Source organism: Nonomuraea basaltis (genome assembly GCF_005893125.1).
Taxonomy (GTDB): domain Bacteria; phylum Actinomycetota; class Actinomycetes; order Streptosporangiales; family Streptosporangiaceae; genus Nonomuraea; species Nonomuraea basaltis.
Genome location: NZ_VCJS01000124.1, coordinates 15,646 through 36,595, shown reverse-complemented (window position 1 = coordinate 36,595; position 20,950 = coordinate 15,646). Strand labels below are relative to the sequence as shown.

At 70.0% G+C, this 20,950-nt stretch carries 21 protein-coding genes; 5 read left to right on the top strand and 16 right to left on the bottom strand.

The annotated features are described in order from the left end of the window. From EJK15_RS73255 to EJK15_RS41875, 4 genes are all read right to left on the bottom strand, one after another. A partial coding sequence (locus tag EJK15_RS73255; RefSeq protein ID WP_206061432.1) for a hypothetical protein occupies nucleotides 1-208 on the bottom strand: 208 nt, incomplete at its 3' end. Between the two features lie 96 nt (nucleotides 209-304). After that, entirely contained in the window at nucleotides 305-1,432 is a 1,128-nt protein-coding gene (locus EJK15_RS41880; protein ID WP_138716021.1) for a Fic family protein, read from the bottom strand. A gap of 104 nt (nucleotides 1,433-1,536) precedes the next feature. Then, the gene (locus EJK15_RS71310; RefSeq protein ID WP_171074840.1) at nucleotides 1,537-1,710 is read right to left on the bottom strand and encodes a hypothetical protein; all 174 of its coding nucleotides are present in this window, start codon (nucleotides 1,708-1,710) and stop codon (nucleotides 1,537-1,539) included. A gap of 97 nt (nucleotides 1,711-1,807) precedes the next feature. Then, on the bottom strand, nucleotides 1,808-2,359 hold the full coding sequence (locus EJK15_RS41875) for a hypothetical protein (RefSeq protein WP_138716020.1): 552 nt from the start codon (nucleotides 2,357-2,359) through the stop codon (nucleotides 1,808-1,810). A gap of 249 nt (nucleotides 2,360-2,608) precedes the next feature. On the opposite strand from EJK15_RS41875, the gene EJK15_RS41870 reads away from it, so the two are divergent. Together EJK15_RS41870 and EJK15_RS41865 are read left to right on the top strand one after the other, a co-directional pair. Continuing rightward, nucleotides 2,609-3,214, top strand: a complete 606-nt coding sequence (locus EJK15_RS41870; RefSeq protein WP_138716019.1) for a TetR/AcrR family transcriptional regulator — start codon at nucleotides 2,609-2,611, stop codon at nucleotides 3,212-3,214. A gap of 38 nt (nucleotides 3,215-3,252) precedes the next feature. Then, entirely contained in the window at nucleotides 3,253-4,668 is a 1,416-nt protein-coding gene (locus EJK15_RS41865) for an MFS transporter (RefSeq protein ID WP_138716018.1), read from the top strand. Between the two features lie 33 nt (nucleotides 4,669-4,701). Here EJK15_RS41865 and EJK15_RS41860 read toward each other — a convergent pair whose 3' ends face one another. Further along, nucleotides 4,702-5,931, bottom strand: coding sequence for a cytochrome P450 (locus tag EJK15_RS41860; RefSeq protein ID WP_138716017.1), 1,230 nt, complete (start codon nucleotides 5,929-5,931; stop codon nucleotides 4,702-4,704). 67 nt (nucleotides 5,932-5,998) lie between these two features. Here EJK15_RS41860 and EJK15_RS41855 point away from each other — a divergent pair, with 67 nt between their 5' ends. Next, on the top strand, nucleotides 5,999-7,375 hold the full coding sequence (locus EJK15_RS41855) for an FG-GAP and VCBS repeat-containing protein (RefSeq protein ID WP_138716016.1): 1,377 nt from the start codon (nucleotides 5,999-6,001) through the stop codon (nucleotides 7,373-7,375). Nucleotides 7,376-7,404: 29 nt separating this feature from the next. Here the strand turns inward: EJK15_RS41855 and EJK15_RS41850 are convergent, their stop codons facing one another. The 6 genes from EJK15_RS41850 to EJK15_RS41825 are packed head-to-tail and all read right to left on the bottom strand — an operon-like array spanning nucleotide 7,405 to nucleotide 13,239. Next, nucleotides 7,405-8,898 carry a sensor histidine kinase gene (locus EJK15_RS41850; protein ID WP_138716015.1) on the bottom strand — a complete coding sequence of 498 codons (1,494 nt, stop codon included), beginning with the start codon at nucleotides 8,896-8,898 and terminating at the stop codon, nucleotides 7,405-7,407. Then, complete coding sequence (locus EJK15_RS41845; protein WP_138716014.1) at nucleotides 8,895-9,587, bottom strand: response regulator transcription factor; 693 nt, start codon at nucleotides 9,585-9,587, stop codon at nucleotides 8,895-8,897. Before EJK15_RS41845 ends, EJK15_RS41850 begins: the two co-directional genes overlap by 4 nt. Further along, on the bottom strand, nucleotides 9,584-10,090 hold the full coding sequence (locus tag EJK15_RS41840) for a DUF5666 domain-containing protein (protein WP_138716013.1): 507 nt from the start codon (nucleotides 10,088-10,090) through the stop codon (nucleotides 9,584-9,586). The genes EJK15_RS41845 and EJK15_RS41840 overlap by 4 nt, the downstream gene beginning before the upstream one ends. A 10-nt stretch (nucleotides 10,091-10,100) precedes the next feature. Further along, nucleotides 10,101-11,348 (bottom strand): ABC transporter permease, encoded by a 1,248-nt coding sequence (locus EJK15_RS41835; protein WP_138716012.1) that lies wholly within the window; start codon nucleotides 11,346-11,348, stop codon nucleotides 10,101-10,103. After that, on the bottom strand, nucleotides 11,345-12,085 hold the full coding sequence (locus EJK15_RS41830) for an ABC transporter ATP-binding protein (RefSeq protein WP_138716011.1): 741 nt from the start codon (nucleotides 12,083-12,085) through the stop codon (nucleotides 11,345-11,347). Before EJK15_RS41830 ends, EJK15_RS41835 begins: the two co-directional genes overlap by 4 nt. Then, a complete protein-coding gene (locus EJK15_RS41825) occupies nucleotides 12,082-13,239 on the bottom strand; it encodes an efflux RND transporter periplasmic adaptor subunit (RefSeq protein WP_240777558.1) in 1,158 nt (385 codons plus the stop codon). The genes EJK15_RS41830 and EJK15_RS41825 overlap by 4 nt, the downstream gene beginning before the upstream one ends. A gap of 145 nt (nucleotides 13,240-13,384) precedes the next feature. Here EJK15_RS41825 and EJK15_RS41820 point away from each other — a divergent pair, with 145 nt between their 5' ends. Further along, entirely contained in the window at nucleotides 13,385-15,157 is a 1,773-nt protein-coding gene (locus EJK15_RS41820) for an efflux RND transporter periplasmic adaptor subunit (RefSeq protein WP_138716010.1), read from the top strand. A 169-nt stretch (nucleotides 15,158-15,326) separates the two neighbouring features. On the opposite strand, the gene EJK15_RS41815 is transcribed toward EJK15_RS41820, so the two are convergent. The 3 genes from EJK15_RS41815 to EJK15_RS41805 form a co-directional block, all read right to left on the bottom strand. Further along, nucleotides 15,327-16,766: an alkaline phosphatase D family protein gene (locus tag EJK15_RS41815; RefSeq protein WP_240777557.1), complete on the bottom strand. Its 1,440-nt coding sequence runs from the start codon at nucleotides 16,764-16,766 to the stop codon at nucleotides 15,327-15,329. Between the two features lie 393 nt (nucleotides 16,767-17,159). Further along, on the bottom strand, nucleotides 17,160-17,756 hold the full coding sequence (locus EJK15_RS41810; protein ID WP_138716008.1) for an HAD family hydrolase: 597 nt from the start codon (nucleotides 17,754-17,756) through the stop codon (nucleotides 17,160-17,162). After that, a complete protein-coding gene (locus tag EJK15_RS41805) occupies nucleotides 17,753-18,574 on the bottom strand; it encodes an alpha/beta hydrolase family protein (RefSeq protein ID WP_138716007.1) in 822 nt (273 codons plus the stop codon). The genes EJK15_RS41810 and EJK15_RS41805 overlap by 4 nt, the downstream gene beginning before the upstream one ends. Nucleotides 18,575-18,781: 207 nt before the next feature. Between EJK15_RS41805 and arfB the strand changes: the two genes are divergently transcribed. Beyond that, complete coding sequence (arfB, locus tag EJK15_RS41800) at nucleotides 18,782-19,189, top strand: alternative ribosome rescue aminoacyl-tRNA hydrolase ArfB (protein WP_138716006.1); 408 nt, start codon at nucleotides 18,782-18,784, stop codon at nucleotides 19,187-19,189. A 27-nt stretch (nucleotides 19,190-19,216) separates the two neighbouring features. On the opposite strand, the gene EJK15_RS41795 is transcribed toward arfB, so the two are convergent. Together EJK15_RS41795 and EJK15_RS41790 are read right to left on the bottom strand one after the other, a co-directional pair. Next, on the bottom strand, nucleotides 19,217-19,750 hold the full coding sequence (locus EJK15_RS41795) for an NADPH-dependent FMN reductase (protein ID WP_171074839.1): 534 nt from the start codon (nucleotides 19,748-19,750) through the stop codon (nucleotides 19,217-19,219). Between the two features lie 237 nt (nucleotides 19,751-19,987). Then, nucleotides 19,988-20,917 carry an acyl-ACP desaturase gene (locus EJK15_RS41790; protein WP_138716004.1) on the bottom strand — a complete coding sequence of 310 codons (930 nt, stop codon included), beginning with the start codon at nucleotides 20,915-20,917 and terminating at the stop codon, nucleotides 19,988-19,990. Between the last annotated feature and the right edge of the window lie 33 nt (nucleotides 20,918-20,950).

Genomic DNA, 20,950 nt, shown 5'->3' with positions numbered 1-20,950 from the left:
GAGCTGACACTGTCGGATAGAACGTACGCGCGATATCGTCGGCAGACTCATCCACAGACCACATGGGTGGGGCCGGAACCGTCAGGCCGCTCTGATACACCAGCGCCTTACCGATGAGAACAACCCAACCCATACCCATACCCGCGTCCATGCCGTCACGTCCGCACTTCGGCCGCAACGCAACTAAAGGCACTTCATGCACCCTCATGCACACTCAAACACCAGCAGCTCCTACCCCTCACGACGGCTGCCCGGTGTCCTGGTAACGATCATGATCATGCGACTCCCCTGGGGCTCGCTCTGATCAGCGATACGGATCCCGCAGAGGAGTGATCCGGCCGGCGAAATCGGCCTTGAGCTCGGCCATCCGCGGACCGGCCTCGTAATGGCGGCCCTTGGTCTCGCCGTACGGCCTGAGCCAGCCTTTGGCGGTGAGATCCCGCAGGTCGCGGGCGGCTTGGCCTTGGCTGAGCTCCTCGTCGGCCTGGTACCTGCTCCGGCGCAGTCGCCTGCTCACGAACGCCTCGTAGAGCGCGGACACACACCGCGTGTTGAGCCCGTCGGCGTCGACCCGCTCCTCCAGCAACGTCCAGATCTCACCGGCCTCGTTCAGGCGCTGCCGCACCCGCTGCGCCTGCATGTGATGTGACTTCAGGCAGAACCGCACCCAGTCGAGGGTGTCACCGTGAGGGCTCCAGCGCCGGTGTCCGACCGTGCGGAGCACGCTGTAGTACTCGAGTGTGGTGAGCTCTTGCCCGAGCCATTCCTCGGTAGAGCAGAATTCGGGTGTCGTGATCTGATCGCAGCCGAGAACCAATGTCTGCAAGGCACGCGACATCCGACCGTTTCCATCGCGCCACGGATGGATGCTGACGAGATTGAAATGAGCCATCGCTGCCCGCACGTAACTCGGTGCCTCCAGATCGCCCTCGTTGAGCCACACAACCAGCTCATCCAAAAGCCCGGGGACGAGCTCGGCATCCGGCCCTTCATACACGACTTCACCGGATGACGAATTCCGGACATAGACAGCTCCTGGCCGAATCACTCCAGGGGTCTTGTGCCGATGATGGCCGATCATCATGAAGTTGAGCGCATTGAGCATGCCTACGTCGTAGCGGAACACGGAGGCCCGCGACAGCAGCCCGATATACGTGAGCGCCTGCTGATAGCCTGCGATCTCCTTTGCGACAGTGGCGGACGCGTCCAGAGCCTCCTCCCCCGCCATGATCGACTGGATATCCTCGACGCTGGCCCGGTAGCCCTCAATGGCGTTCGACCCTTGGATCGCTCGCGCTTGGAGCTGCCTGCGGAGCTGACCGTCCCACCTATGCGTCTCAGCCAGGCGATATTTGAGGTCTTGCCGCATGTCCTCGATCTCGGCGAGCACCGTCTTGTCGTCGGCCTTGAGCGTGGGAGTGCCATAGAGCATGGCATCAAGAGAAACATAACCGATTCATCTCGTCAAACGACTGAATGATTTAAACATATATGTCTAGCTTGCTCTGTAGGTGAACATCAGGAGACCTGCGGCGATCAGCCCGCCTGCGTGCAGGCATAACGTCGGCACGATGCCGGGGGGCGGGCCCGGGTTCGCAGGGTGTACTGCAGGGCCGCCGAGATGAGGAAACTGGCCACGTCGATCAGGACGACGGCGACCAGGCCGCCGACGCTGACGGCGATCCCGCCCGTCCACAGGGCGGCGTACACGATCCAGAGGTGGGACGGATCGCGTACCAGCAGGAGCGGCAGCAGCCCGAGCGCGAGTCGGGCGCGGCCGGCGCGGCCGCGCCCGACTGGGCACTCGTCAATGAACGAAGAGCACCACGCCGAGGTCGACGATGAGGGCTCGGACTCCGCCCACGCCGCAGACGCCGTCCTGGGCGGCGATGACGGGAACGGCCTGAATGGTGTCGCCCTTCATCACCCCGCCCGTGATCGTGGCGCTGAGACCGAGTTCGCCGGAGGTCGGGTCGGTGCTGACGACGAAGTTGGCCGTGGACTGCTGGCCGGTGTTCCAGCTCAGCAACGCCGTGCCCTCGATGAGCAGCGGCGTCGGAGAGCAGCCGGACGCCGTCGTGGAGGGACTGGTCTCGACGGCGGCCGAGCGGAGCTCCGGCTGGCTTCCGTTCGGGGAGGCGCAGTTCGCCAAGGCCGCCTCAGCCTTGGCGTCGACGGTGTTGAAGTTCAGCGGCGGGTCGAAGTGGAACCGGAACTGCGTCGTGCAGGTCAGATCGGGGTCGACGACGGCGGCTGCTGCGGCCGGGGGCAGGGAGATGGAGGTGCCGAGGATCGTCGCTGAGATCACGAGCATGGTCGCCGTGATCATTCCCAGGGTCTTGCGGATTCGGAGGGTCATGGCGCTAGCCTCTCGGTCTACGGATCGTAGCGGAATGACTACACTGTGAATGCGATCTCATCCGAGAGGAAGGGTTTCGGTCGCGCCGGCCCGGCCTGCGACCCGGCTCCTTGGCGGCATTCGCCTCGAGGGCCTGCATGGTTACAGAAAGCAATGAACCTATTACTCTCTGATTTAGGTCAGAGGTCGAATGTCGGGTATCGGGGCTGAAACTCCGGGTGGCGGGCTCTTCCGGCCTACCATGGGCCTATGCCCCGCATCTCGGCTGCCACCATCGGCGAGCACCGCGCCCAGACGCGCGACCGCATCCTGCAGGCCGTCTCGCGCCTGTCGCGGGTGCAGGGCATCGACGCCATCTCGATGACGGACGTGGCCAACGAGGCGGGGATCACCAGGACCGTCCTGTACAACTACTTCCCGGACAAGGCGGCTCTGCTGCTGGCGTTCACCGAGCGGGTGACCCAATACTTCATCGACAGCTATGAGCGGGAGTTGCCCGCCGACGCCTCGCCGGCTGACCGGTTGCGGGCGTTCGTGCGGTTGCAGCTGGCCGGGCTGCTGGCGCATCCGCATCCGGGGGCGGCCGATCTGAGTGCGGCTCTGGGGCCGGACGCCTATCAGCAGCTGGCCGAGCACGTCGAGCCCATGCAGCGGATTCTGGTGGAGATCCTGGAGAGCGGCATCGCGTCCGGTGACTTCCGGGTGATCGATGTTCCGGCCACGGCGCGCATGATCATGGCCGTTGTCGGGGCCGAGCGGGTTCCGCTCATCAGCGGGGCCGTCACCGTGGAGGGGGCGGGAGCGCTGGTGTGCGAGTTCGTGCTGCGGGCTCTCGGGAGCGAAACCGGCGCCTGATCGTCGAGCCCGCGGAGCGCGGTGACAGGATTGAGCCCATGACATCCGGCTCTGAAAAGCTCCAAACCGACGGCCACCTGGCGCTCAAGTCGGCGTCTGGCCGGTGGGTGCTGCTGGCGACCGTGCTCGGGTCCGGGCTCGCGCTGCTCGACAGCACGGTGGTGAACGTCGCGCTGCCGGACCTGGGCCGGGAGCTCGACGCGGACATGGCCGGGCTGCAGTGGACGATCAACGCGTACACACTCACCCTCGCCGGGCTGATCCTCCTGGGCGGATCCCTGGGCGATCGCTACGGCCGCCGGGCCGTCTTCCTCATCGGCACGGTCTGGTTCGCCGTGGCGTCCGCGCTGTGCGGGCTGGCGCCGAACATCGAGTTCCTCATCGGTGCCCGGGCCTTGCAGGGCATCGGCGGGGCGCTGCTGACGCCGGGATCGCTGGCGATCATTCAGGCGTCGTTCGTGCGCGGCGACCGGCCGCGGGCGGTCGGGGCGTGGTCGGGACTCGGCGGGGTGGCCGCCGCGATCGGGCCGCTGCTGGGCGGGGGGCTGGTGCAGACGGTGGGCTGGCGGTGGGCGTTCCTGATCAACCTGCCGTTCGCGCTGATCGTCGTGCTCGTCACCCTGCGGCACGTGCCCGAGAGCAGAGACGAGCAGGCGGCGGGGCGGTTCGACGTGCTGGGGTCGGTGCTGGCGGCGCTGGCGCTGGCGGGGATCACGTACGGGCTGATCCAGGAGGGGGCGCCGGTGCCGCTGATCGCGGGCCTGGTGCTGGGGGCGGCGTTCGTGGTGACGGAAATCCGCAGGTCTCCCGACGCGCTGGTGCCTGTGGGGATCTTCCGGAATCACGTGTTCACGGCGGTGAACGTGGTGACGCTCATCATGTACGCGGCCATGGGGGTGGTGTTCTTCCTGCTGGTCGTGCAACTGCGGGTGGTGTCCGGGTTCTCGGCCACCGCGGCGGGGATGGCGATGCTGCCGACCTCGATCCTGATGCTGCTGCTGTCGGCCAAGGCCGGTGAGGTCGCCAAACGGTACGGACCGCGGTGGCCGATGACGATCGGGATCCTGGTGGCCGGCGCCGGGTTCCTCTGGATGAGCACGATCGGGTTCGGCGCTTCGTACCCGCTGCAGGTGCTGCCCGCGGTGACCGTGTTCGGTCTGGGGCTGTCGGCGGCCGTGGCGCCGCTGACGGCGACCGTGCTGGCCACCGCCGACGAGCGCTACGCGGGCACGGCCAGCGGCGTCAACAACGCGGTGGCGCGTACCGGGAGCCTGCTCGCGGTGGCCGCGGTGCCGCCCATGGTGGGGCTGGTGGGCGACGCGTTCCAGGAGCCGCCGGTGTTCGACGCCGGGTTCAGGCTGGCGATGCTGATCAGCGCCGGGATGATGGTGGTGTCGGCGCTGATCACGGCCCTCACCATCAGGAGCAACGTCCTGGCGCCCGACGAGGGCTAGAACGCGGTCTCAGAAGTCGGCATGAGATCGCCATCAGAACGTGAACGGCTGGCTGCGGACGCTGTTGTCGAAGTTCGACAGGAGCAGCTCCGGCTCGCCGACCGAGCGGATTTGGGGGAGCCGGGTCAGCAGCTCGCGGAACATCGTGCGCATCTCCTGCCTGGCCAGGTTGGCGCCGAGGCAGAAGTGCGGTCCCGGGCCGCCGAAGCCGACGTGCGGCTTGGTGTCGCGGGTGATGTCGAACGCGTCCGCGTCCGGGAAGACCGAATCGTCCCGGTTGGCGGAGCCGTAGAACAGCACCACTTTGTCGCCCTGCTTCAGCTCCAGGCCGCGCAGCGAGTAGTCCTCGGTCACCGTGCGGCGGAACTGCATGATGGGCGAGACGTAGCGGACCATCTCCTCGATCGCCCCGTTGATGTGCGCGTCGAAGTCGCTCATCAGCAGCTCGCGCTGCGCCGGGTTGTCGGTGAGGAGCTTGATTCCGTGCGCCATCGTGTTGCGCGCTGTCTCGTTGCCGGCGACCAGCAGCAGCGCGAAGAACGAGCCGAGCTCCTTGTCGCTCAGCTTCTCCCCGTCGGGGTTGGCGTTGACCAGGAGGGAGACCAGGTCGCCCTTGGGAGCGGCGACGCGCTCGTGGCCGAGCTTGATGACCATGCGCTGCAGGGCCAGCAGCGCCAGCATGTTCTGGCCGGCCAGCTGGACGCTGCGGGCCAGGCTGGGGCGCACGCCTGTGTAGGCGGTGGAGATGTCCACGTGCTGGTGGACCTTGGCCCGCAGCTCCTGGGGGATGTCGAGCATGTCGCAGATGACGTGGATCGGCAGCCGCGCCGCGACCTGCGTGACGAAGTCGCCGGGGCCGTCCTTGACGACGTCGTCGACGATGCGAGCGCAGGCGGCCTCGATGTCGCTCTGCAGATTGGCCAGCATCCTCGGGCTGAACGAGCGGGTCACGACCCTGCGCAGGCGGGCGTGGCGGGGGTCGTCCATGTTGACCATCGACTCGCCGAACACCTGCTTCACCCAGCCAGGCGGCTCCGGGTTGGTGACGGCGGGCTCGCTGGAGAAGATCTTGGCGTTGCGGCTGGCCTCGACCACGTCCGCGTGGCGTACGAGGGCGTAGAAGCCCTTGCCGGAGCGCAGGAGCGGCACTTTCTTCTCCGGGAAGAACACCGGATGCTCCAATTGCCGGAGCCGAGCGAACGCCTCATTCCGCTCCTTGGGCGGTTTGCGCCAGAAATCCAAATCCGCGAGGTCGATGTGCACCCGCCTATCCTGGCACGTTCCCACGGCGTTAAGGCCTGGTTCGTGCGCAGCGGACATTACTGCCAGTATGAATGCGTTGCTCGCCGCCTGCCTTGTTCTTCCTCTCGCCTCCGGTACGGCCCCCGCCGCGACTCGGTCGTGTGGTGGGCACCCCCTCGACTTCGACGGCGACGGCCGTCCCGACCTCGCCGTGGCCGCGCCCTACGACGACTCCAGGGCCGGTTCGGTGACCGTGATGTACGGATCAGGAAAGCACGTGAAGCTCAACCAGGACGGTGCGGAGCCGGGCGACTCGTTCGGATCGGCGCTGGCCGTGGGCGACTTCAACGGGGACCGGTGCGCCGACCTGGCCGTGGGCGTGTCGGAGGAATTCGCCGGGGAGCGAGTGCCCGGCGGCGATGGGAACGGGGTCGTCCAGCTCTTCAACGGGTCCGTCGAAGGGCTGGTCAAGGGCAAGGAGCTGGCGCTGGCGAAGCCGTCGAGCGACCGGTTCGGAGCCTCGCTGGCCGCCGGCGATCTCGACGGGGACGGGCGGGACGAGCTCGTCGTCGGCGCGCCCAGCCACCGGTCGGGCGGGGCGGTGACGGTGTACTGGATGAAGGGGCGCAAGCCGTACCAGATCACGCAGCGGACGCGGTGGGTGCGGCAGGCGGCGAGCGTGACCGATCAGTGGGGGGCCGCGCTGACGACGGGGGACTTCGACGGGGACGGGCGCGACGAGCTGGTCGTCGGGTCGCCGGCCGACAGCGTCACGGTGGACGGGCAGGGGTCCGCCACGGTGATCGACGTGCGGCGGAGGAAGGCGCGGCTGCTCACGCAGAGCAGTCCGGGCATCAAGGGCTCGTCGGAGAAATGGGACGGGTTCGGGGCGTCGCTGGCCACGGGCGACTTCAACGGGGACGGGCGCGCGGACCTGGCCATCGGGGTGCCCGGCGAGGGGCTCAGCAAGAACCAGCGGGCCATGGACTACGGCGACGGCACCGTCGACGTCCTGTACGGGTCCCGCGGCGGGCTGAGCACGTACAAGAGCGAGGCGTGGTCGCAGAACACACTCAAGGGACACCCCCGGTACTACGACCGGTTCGGGGCGTCCCTGGCCGCCGGGGACTTCAACGGCGACGGCAAGGACGAGCTGGCCATCGGCGTGCCCGGTGAGAAGGCGGTCCAGGTGCTGGCGGGGCGGGCGTCCGGCGGGCTGACGAGGGTGGGGAACCTGCTGGTCAAGGGGAAGGGACGCGACTTCGGCGCCTCGCTGGCCGCGCTGCCGCTGGTCGAGCGCTACCGGCCGCTGGGCAAGCGGCGGCCGCTCTACGGGCTCGTGGTGGCGGCGCCCGACCAGGGGCTCGTCATGTACGCGCCGGGGCAGCGGAAGCCGGGCCTGCGGCTGGGCAAGGTCCGCCAGCTCGGCAAAGGCACCGGCCTGTACGGCTACACCTTCGGCTGAGCGTACCCAGGCGGCCGGGCCAGGCTCGGTCAGCCGGGTCGTGCAGCGCCGTCCCCGTCGCCGTCCCCGACGGGCAGGATCACTCGGAACAGCGCACCCTTTCCCGGCTCCCCCTCCGCCATGATGATTCCGCCGTGCGCCTCCACCAGCGTCGCCGCGATCGACAGCCCCAGCCCCGCGCCGCCCGCGCCGCGTGCCGGGTCGGCCCGGTAGAACCGCTCGAACACCCGCTCCGCCACCTCGGCAGGGAACCCGGGCCCCTCGTCGGCCACCTCCACCACGGCCTGGCCGCCGTCCACGCCGACCCGCACCTGGAACGGCGTACCGGGCGGAGTGTGCGTGAGCGCGTTGGTCACGAGGTTCCCGACCACCTGCCCCAGCCGCGCCTCGTCGCCGGTCACCAGCACCTCGCCCTCTCCCCCGAACAGCCGCACCAGCTCGATCCTCCGGTCCGGCGCCAGCGTCCGGGCGTCGATCATCGCGGTGGCCGCGAGGCTGAGCAGGTCCACGGGCCGCATGGCCAGCTCCCGCCGCTGGTCGAGCCGGGCCAGCAGCAGCATGTCCTCCACCAGCAGCCCCATCCGCGCCGCCTGTCCCTCGATGCGGCTCAGCAGCCGTACGGCCTCGGCCAGGTCCCGCTCCTCCCCCAGCCGGTACAGCTCCGCGAACCCCCTGATCGACGTCAACGGCGTGCGCAGCTCGTGCGAGGCGTCGGCCATGAACCGGCGCATCAGCTCCTCCGACCGCCTGGCGGCCGTGGCGTTCTGCCGGGCGGACTCGGCGGCCGCCTCCCGCTCGCGCACGGCCACCTCGATCTGGGCGAGCATGGTGTTGAGCGAGCGGCCGAGCCTGCCGACCTCGGTAGTGCCCGCCCAGAGCGGCACGCGGCGCGACAGGTCGCCGCCCGCGATGTCCTTGGCCGTCCGCGCGATCTCGCCGAGCGGGCGCAGGCTCCGGCGTACCAGCCAGTAGGTCGCGAAGCCGAGCACGATCAGCGTGCCGCCGCCGCCCATCGCCACGATGAGGAGGAGCTGCGAGGTCGTGGCGTCGACGTCGCCCAGGTTGACGGCGATCACCCGGGTCTCGTCCTCGCGGCCCGGCACGGCGATGACCCGCCAGCTCGGGCCGCCGGGGGTGCGCGACTCGACGGTGAACGGCCAGCCCTGGAGCGCGGCGACGTCGGCGCTGGTCAGCCTGGGCAGGTCGGGCCGGTGGTCGTCGGTCGACTCGCTGAGCGTCCTGATCGCGACGCCGGACGGGTCCAGCACCACCGAGTAGAACAGCCCGAAGAAGCGCTGAGGGCGGGCGCCCACCGGGCGGGGTTCGGGCGGCGAGGGCTGGTCGCGGAACGGGGTGCTGGCGGCGCGGAGCTGATGGTCGACGCGCTCGACGAGGTAACCGCGCAGCAGCCGAACCGCGAACAGGCCGGTCAGCGTGATGGCGAGGGTGACCAGCAGCAGGGTCGCCGACACCAGCCGCAGCCGGAGCGGGGCCCGCGCGAGGTGCTTTCTCAGCTTCTTCATAGGCGGGGCGGGCGCAGGATGTAGCCGACCCCGCGCAGCGTGTGCAGGTATTTGCGCTCGCCGGTGTCCACCTTCCGGCGCAAGTAGGAGACGTACGACTCGACGAGGCCGACGTCGGTGCGCCAGTCGCCGTTCCAGACGTGGTCGAGGATCTGCGTCTTCGACAGCACCCGGCCCACATTGAGCATGAAGTACTGCAGCAGCCTGAACTCCGTCGGCGACAGCTTCACCGGGACGCCGTCGCGCCAGACCTCGTGCGTCTCCTCGTCGAGCTCCAGGTCGGCCACCCCCAGCCGGTTCGGCGGTGGCGTGCCCCGCCTGGTCCTGCGCAGCACGGCACGGATCCGGGCGATGACCTCCTCCAGGCTGAACGGCTTGGTCACGTAGTCCTCGCCGAGCCCGAGCCCGGCGATCCGGTCCTCGGGCGCGTCCTTGGCGGTCACGAACAGCACCGGGACGCGGCGGCCGCGGGACCGCAGCCGGCCCGCGACCGTCATGCCGTCGAGGTCCGGCAGCATCAGGTCGAGCATCACCAGGTCGGGCGAGCTCTCCTCGGCCACCCGCAGCGCGTCCTTGCCGGTGGCCGCGGTCAGCACCTCGAACCCGACCATGCGCAGGCTGGCCGAGAACAGCTCCCTGATGTTGGGTTCGTCGTCGACCACCAGCAGCCTGGCCTCGGGCTCGCTCATCGCGGGCCTCCTCCCTGGGTGCCCTGGGTGATCGAGGCCGCCGTCACGGAGCCGTCACCGGCCTGCCGGCCGCGTACCGTGACCGTGCTGCCCGCCTTCAGGTCGGACACTTTGCCGGGCTGGGCGATCTGGACCGTGGTCTGTCCGGTGGTGGTCACCGTGACGGTGGAGCCGTCCATGGTCTTGATGTACACCTTGCCGCCCTCGACCTTCTCCACCGTTCCCATGGTGCCTCCTGCGCCCATCCGCTGGCCGAAACCGCCCTGCCGGGCGCCGTACCCAGGGGGTGCCTGCTGCTGTCCCACGGAACGCTGCTGCGCGGCGGCGGTCGTCGTGTCCGTGCTGCCGGACAGCTTGCCGGCCTGGATGCCGATGAGGATCCCGGCCACCAGCACGACGCCGGCGGCCAGCCCCAGCGTGAGCTTCGACATGCCCTTCCTGGGTTGGACGGCGAGTTCCTCCCGCAGGTCGTCGGGGTACGGCGAAGAGTCGAGCTGGGCCATGTGCATCTCCTTACTCGTGGCGCAAGGCCTGGATCGGCCTGAGCTTGGCCGCCCGGTTGGCGGGGTAACTGCCGAAGAACAGCCCGATCCCCACCGACACGCCCAGCGCCAGCGCGACCGACGACGGCACGAGGACCGGCTCGATGCCGGCGATGGTGAACCTGGTCCCCGCGAACGCCACCAGCACCCCGGACAGCCCCCCGACCAGGCTCAGCAACGTGGCTTCCAGCAGGAACTGGCCCAGGATGGCGCTCCTGGGCGCGCCGATCGCCTTGCGGATGCCGATCTCGCGGGTGCGCTCGGTGACGGTCACCAGCATGATGTTCGTGATGCCGATGCCGCCCACCAGCAGCGAGATCGCGGCGACGGCGCCGAGCAGCACGGTGAAGGTGCCGGTCGCCGCGCTGACGGTCTCCTGCAACGTGGCCTGGTTGAGTACGCGGTAGTCGGGGTTGTTGTCCGTGATGCCATGTCGTTGGTTGAGGATAGCGGTGACCTCGGATTGCGCCGTCGTGGTGGCCTCCGCCCCGGCGGCCTGAACGACGATCGAGCTGAGCGAGCCGAACCCGCTCAGGCTCTGCTGCACGGCCGGCAGCGGCGCGATGGCCACGTCGTCGGCGTCCTGCATGCCGGTGGACCCGGCCTCCTTCAGCACACCGACCACCGTGAACGGCACGCCGGACACACTGACCTGCCTGCCGATCGGGTCGACGGTCCCGAACAGCGCCTCCACGACGGTCTGGCCGAGCACCACGACCTTCCTGGCGGCCAGCACGTCGTCGTTGAAGAAGTACGTGCCCTTCGCGACGGGCTTGTTCGTGGCCTCGAAGTAGCTGGGGTACGTGCCGACGAACTGCGCGATCGCGTGGCTGGCCGGCCCGTAGGTCGCGGTCGAGGAGGAGGCGTTCACCACCGGCGAGACGGTCTTGACCGAGGGCGCGAGCGTCCTGTCGGTCAGCGCCTTGGCGTCGGCCAGGCTGAGGTCCTTGGCCTGGGTGCGGGGCCCGGTGTTCCCTCCCGCGGGGGCGCCGCGCTGGCCTGCGCCGCCGCCTCCGGAGAAGGACGGGGAGATCGTCAGCGTGTTGGCGCCGAGGCGCTGGATGTTCTGCTGGATGCTGCGCGAGGAGCCCTCGCCGACGCCGACCAGCATGATGACCGCGGCCACGCCGATGAGGATGCCGAGCGTGGTCAGCGAGCTGCGCATCTTGTTGGCCAGCAGGCCGCGCAGCGCGAAGCGGAGGATCTCGAGCTGGTTCACCTGACGGCCATCCTCGGGGGTACGCCTCCGGCGGGCGCCTGCCGGCGGTCCTCCACGACCTCGCCGTCCACCAGCCTGATCACCCGCTTGGCGTGCGCCGCCACGTCGTTCTCGTGGGTGATCAGCACGATCGTGCGGCCGGACTCGCTGAGCCGATCCATGATCTGCAGGACGTCCTTCGTCGAGGCGGTGTCGAGGTTGCCGGTCGGCTCGTCGGCCAGCAGCAGCGCGGGCGCGGTGACCAGTGCCCTGGCGACCGCGACGCGCTGCTGCTGGCCGCCGGAGAGCTGGTTCGGCTCGTGGTGCACGCGGTCGGCCAGGCCGACCTGCTCCAGCGCGGCCAGCGCCCGTGCGCGCCGCTCCGCCTGGCCGATGCCGCCGTACACGAGCGGCAGCTCGACGTTGGCCAGCGCGCTCATGCGCGGGATCAGGTTGAACGACTGGAAGACGAACCCGACCCGGCGGTTGCGCAGGATGGCGAGCTGGTGCTCGTCCAGCCGGCCCGCGTCGGCGCCGTCGATCAGGTACGTGCCCGAGGTGGGGACGTCGAGGCAGCCGAGGATGTTCATGAGCGTGGACTTGCCGGAGCCGGAGGCGCCCATGATGGCGACGTAGTCACCCTTCTCGACGTCCAGGTTGATGCCGCGCAGGGCCCGGACCTTCGCATCGCCCTCGCCGTACTCCTTGATGAGGTCCTGCACGCGCAGGACCGGTACGGGCGGGGCTTCGGCGGTCATCGCCCGCCTCCCGGAATGGCGCCCCCGCCGGGGAAACCGCCGCCGCCGCCGAATTGCCGCTGGACGCCGCCGTTCGTGGTGCCGGTCGTGGTGGCCGGGGGCACGATCCGGTCGCCCTCGGACACGCCCGACTTGATCTCGGTCAGGGTCGCGCCCCGCACGCCGACCTCCACCGGCGTCCTGGTCTGCCTGCCGTCCTTGAACAGGGTGACCGTGGTCTGGCCGCCGCTGGTGGAGACCGCCGTGGAGGGGACGGTGACGACGTCGTCCGCCTGGCCGACCACGACCTCGACGGTCGCGGTCTGGCCCAGCCTCACCTGGCCGGGCACCTCGGTGAAGGTGACCGTGACCGGGTACTGCACGACGTTGTTGCTGGTGGAGGCCACCGGCTCGATCTGGGTGACCTTGCCGGTGGCGGTCACGCCCGGCAGCGCGTCGAAGGTGACGGTGGCCGGCTGGCCCTGCTTGAGCTTGCCGGCGTCGGACTCAGTGAAGGTGCCGACGAGCTGCAGCTTGCCGGTGTCGGCGATCTCGATGAAGCCGCTGGATCCCGAGCCCGAGGCCGAGCTCGTCTGGGTCTGCCCGGTGCTCTGACCTGTGCTTTGTCCCGTGCTCTCGCTTGATCCGCCGCTGTTGCCGCCGACCGAGCCGTTCACCGCCGTGACCGTGCCCCCGAACGGAGCCTTCAGCACGGTGGCCGCGACCGTGCGCTGCGCCTCCCGGTACGCGTTGCGTGCCTTGATGGAGGCGGCGTAGAGCTGGGCCGTGTCGGTCCCGTCGTCGATGGCGCTCTGGTACGTGGCCTTGGCCGCCGACAGGCTCTCCTGGGCGGCGTCGTCGTCCAGCCTGGCCAGGAGGTCGCCCTTGCGGACCTTGTCGCCGGGATTGACGTAGATCTTCTCGACCGTACCGCTCGTACCGAACGAGAGCGCGCGGGACTTGGAGCTCCCGACTGCGCCCGAGGCGGACACGGAGGCGACGACGGAGCCGCGGCTCACGGTCACCGTTCGCACGGTCGTCTCGCCCGCCGCCCGTCCCGTGCCGAGCTGGGCATAGGCGACCACGGCACCGCCCAGCAGGAGCACCGCCAGCGCTCCGTTGGTCATCAGCGCTCTGCTGCTCTTCAGCGCTCTGCGCCTGTTCGACACCTTCACGGCGGTGACCCTTGCACACCACCCTGCGCCGCAGCCGCGAGCAAGCTGAACGTTCGCTGATAGCGCGGGTGCCTCGGCGGGAGCACAGGGAACTCTTAGGCTGTTCGCAGCGTGGCGCCAACCTGCTTCGCCAGGATGGGCCGCCATGAGACGGACTTTCGCGCTGGGCGCGCTCGCCCTTGCGGTGCTCGCCGGCGGGTCCGGCCTGGCGCTCGCGCTGCGCGACGACGCCCCGGCCGCTGTACAGGTGCGGCTCGCCGCCGCCCAGCGCGGGCCGGTCACGGCCGCGGTGAGCGCCGCCGGCAGCACCGTGGACGGCTCCCGCCGCGACCTGGCCTTCGGCTCCTCCGGGACGCTGGCCAAGGTGTACGTCAAGGTCGGGACCAAGGTGAAGAAAGGCCAGGTGCTGGCCAGGATCGATGGGCAGGCGGCGCGGGAGGCGTACGAGGCGGCCAGGGCCGATCTGGCGGCGGCCGAGGAGGCCCTGGAGGAGGCGTCCTCCCCGACAGGAACGACCGGCACCGGCACGTCGGGCGGCACGGCCTGTGTTCCGGGTGGCGGCACCACGTCCACCGCCCCCGCAGGCGGCACTCCCTCCGGCGGGCCGACCGGCGGCACTCAGGCGAGCGGGCCCACCGGCGGCGCCACGGCGACCACCAAGGCGACCGGCGCCACCACCCCTACGGGTGCCGCCGCCCCGACCACTCATGCGACCAGCGGCGGGACGGCGCATGGCGATGCGGTGGACGGCGGCACGCCCGGCGCCGACGGCATCGCCACGGCGGGGGGAATCACGACGGACGGCGGAGTCACGGTCAATGGCGGCGGCGCTTTCGGGCCGTCAGGGCGACCGTCTGCCAGCGCGAGTCCGACGCCGAGTTCTACGCCGTCCCCCACGACCACCATCACCCCGCGCCCGACGGCCACCCCCACGTCCGTGCCCACCGATCATCCCGTGCCCGAGCCCACCGTGACGGTCACCGTGACCGCCACAGTGACCACGACCGTCACCGCCACCCCGAGCGGCGGCGCCTCGAACCGCGGAACACAGCCGACCGGGGATGGGCCGTCCCCCACAGGCGGCGACCCATCGGCCACGAGCTCCCCCACCGGCAAGCCGTCCACCAGCGGAAAGCCCTCGGCGAGCGGCAAGCCAACCGCGGGCGGCAAGTCGTCGGCCAGGCCGAGCACCGGCGCGACGGGCGGCGCCCGCCCGAACCAGAGCACGGGTTCCTGCAATGCGAACCCGGCCGGTTCCAAGGGCGGGACCAGCGAAGACCAGGCCGCCGCGAACGTGGATCGCGCCGAGGCCGCCCTCGAACAGGCGGCCGACGCCGTACGGGCCACCCGCATCGTGGCCCCGGCGCCGGGAACGGTGCTGTCGGTGGCGGGCGGCGTCGGCGACGCGGCAGGCACGGGGACCTTCATCAGCCTCGGGGACCTGAACGAGCTGCAGGTCCAGGCCATGGTCACCGAGTCCGACATCAACCGGCTCAAGCTCGGCCAGAAAGCCCAGATCACTCTCGCGACACGCAGCGGCGAGCGCCATGAGGGCACGGTGACGGCGATCGCGCCGACCGCGACGGTGGACGGCCAGCTCGTCCGCTACTCGGTCACCCTCGCGTTCGACGAGCCGCCGACCGGGCTGATGCTCGGGCAGACGGCCTCGGTGGCCGTCACCACGGACGCGGCCAAGGACGCGATCTACGTGCCCGCGGCGGCGGTGCGCAGCAGGTCGGACGGCACCCAGGTGGTCACCGTACGATCGGGCGGACGCGACCTGGCGAAGGTGGTGCGCACGGGGGTCCGCGGCGACCGGTACGTCGAGGTCACGTCGGGCCTGGACGAGAGCGACCAGGTGGTCATGTCGGGCAGCACATCGGGCGAGTTCCCTGACGGCGCCTGGCCGGGCGCATGAGCCTGCCCGCTCCGACGCCCAGCACGTCGCCGACCGGCGCACAACGACACGTTGCCGACCGCTGCGGCGCTTGGCCGGCGGGCGTGCAACGGCGTGATGCCGGGTGCGTTGCAGCCCGATGGCGGCGGTTGTTGGTTGAGCGGATCTTCAGCGGGCTTGCAGGAAACGCTCAGCCAATCCGGGGAGCCCCCGCCTGGCCGGCGGCCGCGGCGCCCGTGAGGGCCGAGATCGTGAGGCGGTGGGCGGTTTTGGCCTTGGCGCCTCGGCGGGAGATGTAGTCCAACGTCCTGAAGTCGACGGAGAGGTCGTCGCGGGTCAGGCGGGCCACCAGGTAGCCGCGCCGCTGGTCGATGTAGGAAATATGGGGATTCTCCTGGAGGGCCTCCGAGATCCACGTCCGGTCCCGGTACCCGTCGCCGTCGCTCGCGATCGACGAGGCCACCAGTTCCCTGGCCACCACCGGCGAGTCCGGGTCGTCGAAGTCGGTCTTGAGCTCGGCCAGGTGGTGCATGTGCGCGTCGCCCGTCAGCACCACCGGGTTGGACGTGCGGGCCAGCGACCCCAGCAGCCGGGTCCGCTCGGCCGCGTACCCGTCCCACGAGTCCAGGTTGACCTCGCGCCCGGGACCGACCTTGTAGTCGCGGTGCGCCATCATGATCTGCTGCCCGAGCAGGTTCCAGCGGGTGGTGGAGCCGCGCAGCCCGTCCTCCAGCCAGCTCCATTGCCCGGCTCCGAGCAGCGTCCGCTTGTCCGCCAGCCGGTCGTCGCACCCGGCCCGCACGCCGTCCAGGCACGCCTGGTCGTCGCGGAACTGCCGGGTGTCGAGCAGGTGGAAGCGGGCCAGCGTGCCCCAGGAGATGCGGCGGTTCACCTTGAGCACCGCCCCCTGGAGGCTGGCGCGGCGCAAGGGCATGTTCTCGTAGTACGCGCGGAACGCCTCCGCCCGCCGCCTGGCGAACCCGGGCGCCCCCGTGCTGGAGACGGGACCGGCCCAGTTGTTCTCGATCTCGTGGTCGTCGAACGCCACCAGCCACGGCGCCACCGCGTGCGCGGCCTGCAGATCGTGGTCGCTCTTATACTGCGCGTGCCGCAGCCGGTAGTCGGCGAGCGTCTGGCACTTGCCGGGCGTGTGGGTGCGTACGCGGCCGGCCAGCGCGGTGTAGCCGCTCGGGCCGTACTCGTACATGTAGTCGCCGAGGAACACCACCAGGTCGGGCTCCTGCTCGGCGAGGCGGCGGTAGGCGGTGTAGTAGCCGTGCTCGTAGTGCGCGCACGCGGCCACCGCGAACGTGAGCGGCGTCGTCTCGCCGGTGGGCGTGGTCCTGGTGCGGCCGGCGGGCGAGAGCCTGCCCTCGCTCCTGAACCGGTAGAAGTAGTCGCGCCCCGGTTCCAGGCCATTCAGCTCGACGTGGACGCTGTGGGCGTCGCGGGCGCGGGCGGTGGCCGTACCGGATTTGACGATCGTGGAGAAGCGCTCGTCGGTCGAGACCTGCCAGTCCACCTCCACGTCGCGGGCCGGCATGCCGCCGCGGCCGTCCCCGCTCAGCGGGCTGACGGCCAGCCGCGTCCACAGGACGAAGCCGTCGGACGAGGGGTCTCCGGAGGCCACGCCAAGCGTGAACGGGTCTGATCTGAGGGTTCTGGAGGGGGAGGCCGATGCCGGGGAGATGAGCGTCTGAGAAGAGAGGAGGCCGGCTGTCGCCGCTGTCAGGAAAGCTCTGCGGTCCACGTTCCCAGGTATGTCCGCCCGCGCTGACCCTGCCGTGACAGTGGAGTCAAGCGCGGGTGAACAGCATCGGTCGTCCTGTTCGCGAAGTTCCTCCAGGAGATGACTCGCCATTTCGAGGCCGTTCTCCCCCGCTGGACGGCGCGAGGCGATGTTTCGGGCCGCTTTGACGTCGGCGTGCTCAGCGAAGACGCACGACGTACCGAAGAGGAGATTCCAGGTCGGTCCGGGCGCTCACGGTTCTTTGTTGGATGGCACTGACATTTCGCCGTTGAATCAGCGGGCGGACTCCCGTTCGTCGGGCAGGGTTCGGCGGAGCGCGGCAGCATCGGTGAAGTGCACGCCGGTCATGCCCGCGCGTTCGGCGCCCTCGATGTTCTCCAGGCGGTCGTCAATGAAGACGATCTCTGAGGGGGCGGCGCCGAGCGCGCGGGCCACCTCGTCGTAGATCTCCCTGCCGGGTTTGACCAGGCCCATCATGCCGCTGTAGAAGCGGTGGCCGATGGCGGCGATCCAGGGCAGCTCGTCCAGGCCCTCTCCGAGGCAGACGGGCGCGTTGGACAGCAGCGCCACGTCGCGGCCCGCCTCGATGAGCTCGCCGAGCAACGCGACCGTGCCCTCGTTGGGGTGGGCCCAGCCGGCGACGTCCATGGCGACCAGCCGGGCCACCTCGGTGTGGGTGGCGGCCCTGCCGAGCACCGCCGACCAGTAGGCGTGGGGGGACAGGCCACGGTCGAACTCCAGCCGGTGCTCCCAGTAGCCGCGCATGAACGCCTCCGGCTCGGCGTCCACCGCCCGCGCCATGGCCTCGGCGTCGGACTCGGGCAGGGGCAGCGACAGGACGCCGCCGTAGTCAAAGACAATCCACGTCATGCCAGGAATGGTCGCAGATGCGGGTCGAGCGCCGGGCAGCCTAGATACTTCTCGGCGGTGTGGAAGTCGATCCAGTGGAGGTTGACCAGCTCCTCGACGTCGATGCCGGTGAAACTGCCGCCCAGATCGGGCGGGATGGCGGCGATGTCGTCCTTGTCGGCGATGTTCACCCAGCGCCGGACGCCGGGCGGGCGCTGGCCGCGGCCGTTGATGGGGGTGGGCAGCAGGCGCTCGAAGACGACGTTGCGCATGCCGAGCGGGCTGCCCAGGGTGATCAGGAGGTCGATCCGCAGGTCGGGGTGGCCCCAGAGGGTCTCGTACGCGACGACGCTGCCGAGGGAGTGGGCGATGACCACCTTCGGCCGGTTCCGCCGGATGACGTCGGCCACGGTCTGCCGGCACTTCTCGCGCTTGACGTGGTCGGTGAGGTACGCCGCCACCTCCGGCGCGAACCGCTCGGCGAACGCCGCCGACCTGTCGTCCAGCTTGGTGAGCAACCAGCCGGTGAACGACTTGAGCGCGCCCGTGATGTGCTCCCCCACTCCCCGGTTCCGCGCCCAGTTGACCAGCACCTGCTGGGCGGCGCCCTCCATAGAGGCGAGGGAGCGCGGGCCGCCGTTGCCTCCCTTGCCGTCGTGCAGGTGGTGGGAGAAGTACGCGATCTCGCTGAAGTACGTCCTGGCCTCTCCCCCGAGCGCCAGGTGCAGGTAGCGGTCCCACTTGAGCCGCATGGCCTCCGCCGCCCCGGCCGCCGACCCCCCGGCCTCCAGGTAGTAGTTGTACTTGCCGATCCCGTGCACGCCGACGATGACCGTCACCTTGCCTCCTCGCCACGATCTTTTCGCGCGATGCTGGCATACGCCGGTTGCATCCGGCCGTCAAGAGCGCGCCTGGCCGCGTGGGTGGAATTCGGCTCTCCCGCGGAACGTTTCCCTGGACGGAAAATGCCGTTGCGTACGGCATATGACTCCCAGGTACGGTGACACTCACCTACAAAGGCGTATTTCTGAACAGGAGCACCACGCATGCCCGGCCCGCTGGTCGTCAACGACTCGGTCGTCATCCCCGACGCCGAGCTCGTCTGGCGTTTCTCACGCTCGTCAGGCCCCGGCGGCCAGGGCGTCAACACCACGGACAGCCGCGTGGAGCTGACCTTCGACGTCGCCGCGAGCACGGCGCTGCCGCCCGCGCTGAAGGAAAGGGCGCTCGGCCGACTGGGCGCCGGCACGATCACGATCGCCGCCTCGGAGTACCGCTCCCAGCTCAGGAACCGGGAGGCCGCGGCGCACCGCCTGGCGCAGCAGCTGCGCGAGGCCATGGCCCCGCCGCCGAAGCGGCGCCGCCCGACCAAGCCCAGCCGCGGCGCCGTCGAGCGCCGCATCGCCACCAAGAAGCAGCGCTCCGACCTCAAACGCCTGCGCCGCGACCCCTGAGCGCCGGCGTCCGGCGTGTCCGGTCCGTCAGAGGGAGAGCGCGGGCTCCAGCACCTCACCCGGGCACAGCTGCGCGATCACGGCACGGACCTCCGCGCGCAGGGTGGGATCGATGAGGTGACCGTCCTCGTCGAAGTGCGGGCAGGCGGGCGAGATGACCAGCTCGGCGCCCATCACCACGGCCCCGGCGCCCTGGAGCCGCTTGCACAGCTCCGCCTGGGCCCACATGGCGCCGCAGGCTCGCGCGCTCGCGCTCATCACCGCCACGTGCTTGCCGGCCAGCGCGCCGCGCGCCGACATCCAGTCCAGCGTGTACGTCAGCTCGATGGGCAGCAGGCTGTGCTCGGGGGCGGTGATGAGCACCGCGTCCGACGCCGCGATCCGCCTGAGCAGCTCGCGTACGGGCGCCGGGACCGGTCCGGCCTCGTAGGGCGGCATCTGGCGCAACCCCGGCCATGCCTCGAACCCGACGCCTTCGGGCAGCTCACCGCCCGCCGCTTCGAGCAATCTGTTGATGAAAGACCCCGCGTGGAGGCCGGCGGCGATCCCGATGATTTTCACCCTCTGCTCCCCAGGGGTTCCGGTGTTACCGGGAAACCTGCCCGATGCCATGGATGTCCAAGACCATCTCCGGGTCAAGAGTGGTTCCTGGGCACCCGCCCGATTGATGGTGGCCATCGGAGCTCGTGGGGCGTGGCGGCGCATCGCCATGGCCGGCTGCTCAGTAGCGCGAACAACGCGACGAACAGCCGGCCGAGGGGATCCGCAGGGCGGGATCATCGCATGGCGACAGCCTGATCACTTCCTCGCGGCGGCGCGGGCCCGGCGCTCCTCCCTGCGCTCGACGAACCTGGCGGCCGTCGCGTCGGTCCTGGCCAGGAACTCGGTCAGCTCGTCGCGCGCCTTCTCGCCCTCGGGGCCGAGCCCGGTCTTGTCGAACACCGACCACTGCCGCAGCACCGGCATGAGCACGTCGTCGAGGTGGAGACGCAGGTCGTAGATGCCCTCGTTGGCGATGATCAGGGCCTTGCGGGTGAAGCCCTCCATGCCCTGGCCGGGCATCTGGAAGGTGGTGACGACGTCGGTCACGGCGCGCATGGTCTGGCCGGGGTCGAGCTCGAAGGCCGCCTTGAGGAGGTTGCGGTAGAAGAGCATGTGCAGGTTCTCGTCGGCGGCGATCCTGGCCAGCAGCCGCTCACAGCCCTCGTCGCCGGAGGCCATGCCGGTGTTGCGGTGCGAGATGCGGGTGGCCAGCTCCTGGAAGGAGACGTACGCGAGCTGCTGGAGCATGGTGCCGTACTCGGTGATGAAGCCGCTCTCCATGTGGCGCATGCGAGCACGTTCCAGCGCGACGGGGTCGACGGCGCGGGTGACGGTGAGGTAGTCGCGGAGGGCGGTGCCGTGCCGGTCCTCCTCTGCCGTCCAGCGGTGCACCCACGTGCCCCACGCGCCGTCACGGCCGAACGTCGTGGCGATCTCGTGGTGGTAGCTGGGGAGGTTGTCCTCGGTCAGGAGGTTCACGATGAGCGACACGCGAACCGCCTCGGGGATCTTGGAGTCGCTCTCCTGCCACGCCTCGCCCCCGTAGATGCCGTCGAAGTCGCGGCCTTCGCTCCACGGGACGTACTCGTGCGGGAACCACTCTTTGGCCATCTTCTCGTGGCGGTCGAGCTCTCCGGCGACCACGGGCTCGAGCTCGTGCAGCAGCTCCGTCTGAGTCATCGCCATAAAGATCTTCTCCTTCAGGTTACGGTACCGTAG

What these genes read in the sequence shown, in the direction of transcription:
- EJK15_RS41880 (WP_138716021.1), bottom strand. Translation starts at nt 1,432, where the DNA reads ATGCTCTATGGCACTCCCACGCTCAAGGCCGACGACAAGACGGTGCTC.
- EJK15_RS41875 (WP_138716020.1), bottom strand. Translation starts at nt 2,359, where the DNA reads ATGACCCTCCGAATCCGCAAGACCCTGGGAATGATCACGGCGACCATG.
- EJK15_RS41870 (WP_138716019.1), top strand. Translation starts at nt 2,609, where the DNA reads ATGCCCCGCATCTCGGCTGCCACCATCGGCGAGCACCGCGCCCAGACG.
- EJK15_RS41865 (WP_138716018.1), top strand. Translation starts at nt 3,253, where the DNA reads ATGACATCCGGCTCTGAAAAGCTCCAAACCGACGGCCACCTGGCGCTC.
- EJK15_RS41855 (WP_138716016.1), top strand. Translation starts at nt 5,999, where the DNA reads ATGAATGCGTTGCTCGCCGCCTGCCTTGTTCTTCCTCTCGCCTCCGGT.
- EJK15_RS41850 (WP_138716015.1), bottom strand. Translation starts at nt 8,898, where the DNA reads ATGAAGAAGCTGAGAAAGCACCTCGCGCGGGCCCCGCTCCGGCTGCGG.
- EJK15_RS41845 (WP_138716014.1), bottom strand. Translation starts at nt 9,587, where the DNA reads ATGAGCGAGCCCGAGGCCAGGCTGCTGGTGGTCGACGACGAACCCAAC.
- EJK15_RS41840 (WP_138716013.1), bottom strand. Translation starts at nt 10,090, where the DNA reads ATGGCCCAGCTCGACTCTTCGCCGTACCCCGACGACCTGCGGGAGGAA.
- EJK15_RS41830 (WP_138716011.1), bottom strand. Translation starts at nt 12,085, where the DNA reads ATGACCGCCGAAGCCCCGCCCGTACCGGTCCTGCGCGTGCAGGACCTC.
- EJK15_RS41820 (WP_138716010.1), top strand. Translation starts at nt 13,385, where the DNA reads ATGAGACGGACTTTCGCGCTGGGCGCGCTCGCCCTTGCGGTGCTCGCC.
- EJK15_RS41810 (WP_138716008.1), bottom strand. Translation starts at nt 17,756, where the DNA reads ATGACGTGGATTGTCTTTGACTACGGCGGCGTCCTGTCGCTGCCCCTG.
- arfB (WP_138716006.1), top strand. Translation starts at nt 18,782, where the DNA reads ATGCCCGGCCCGCTGGTCGTCAACGACTCGGTCGTCATCCCCGACGCC.
- EJK15_RS41790 (WP_138716004.1), bottom strand. Translation starts at nt 20,917, where the DNA reads ATGGCGATGACTCAGACGGAGCTGCTGCACGAGCTCGAGCCCGTGGTC.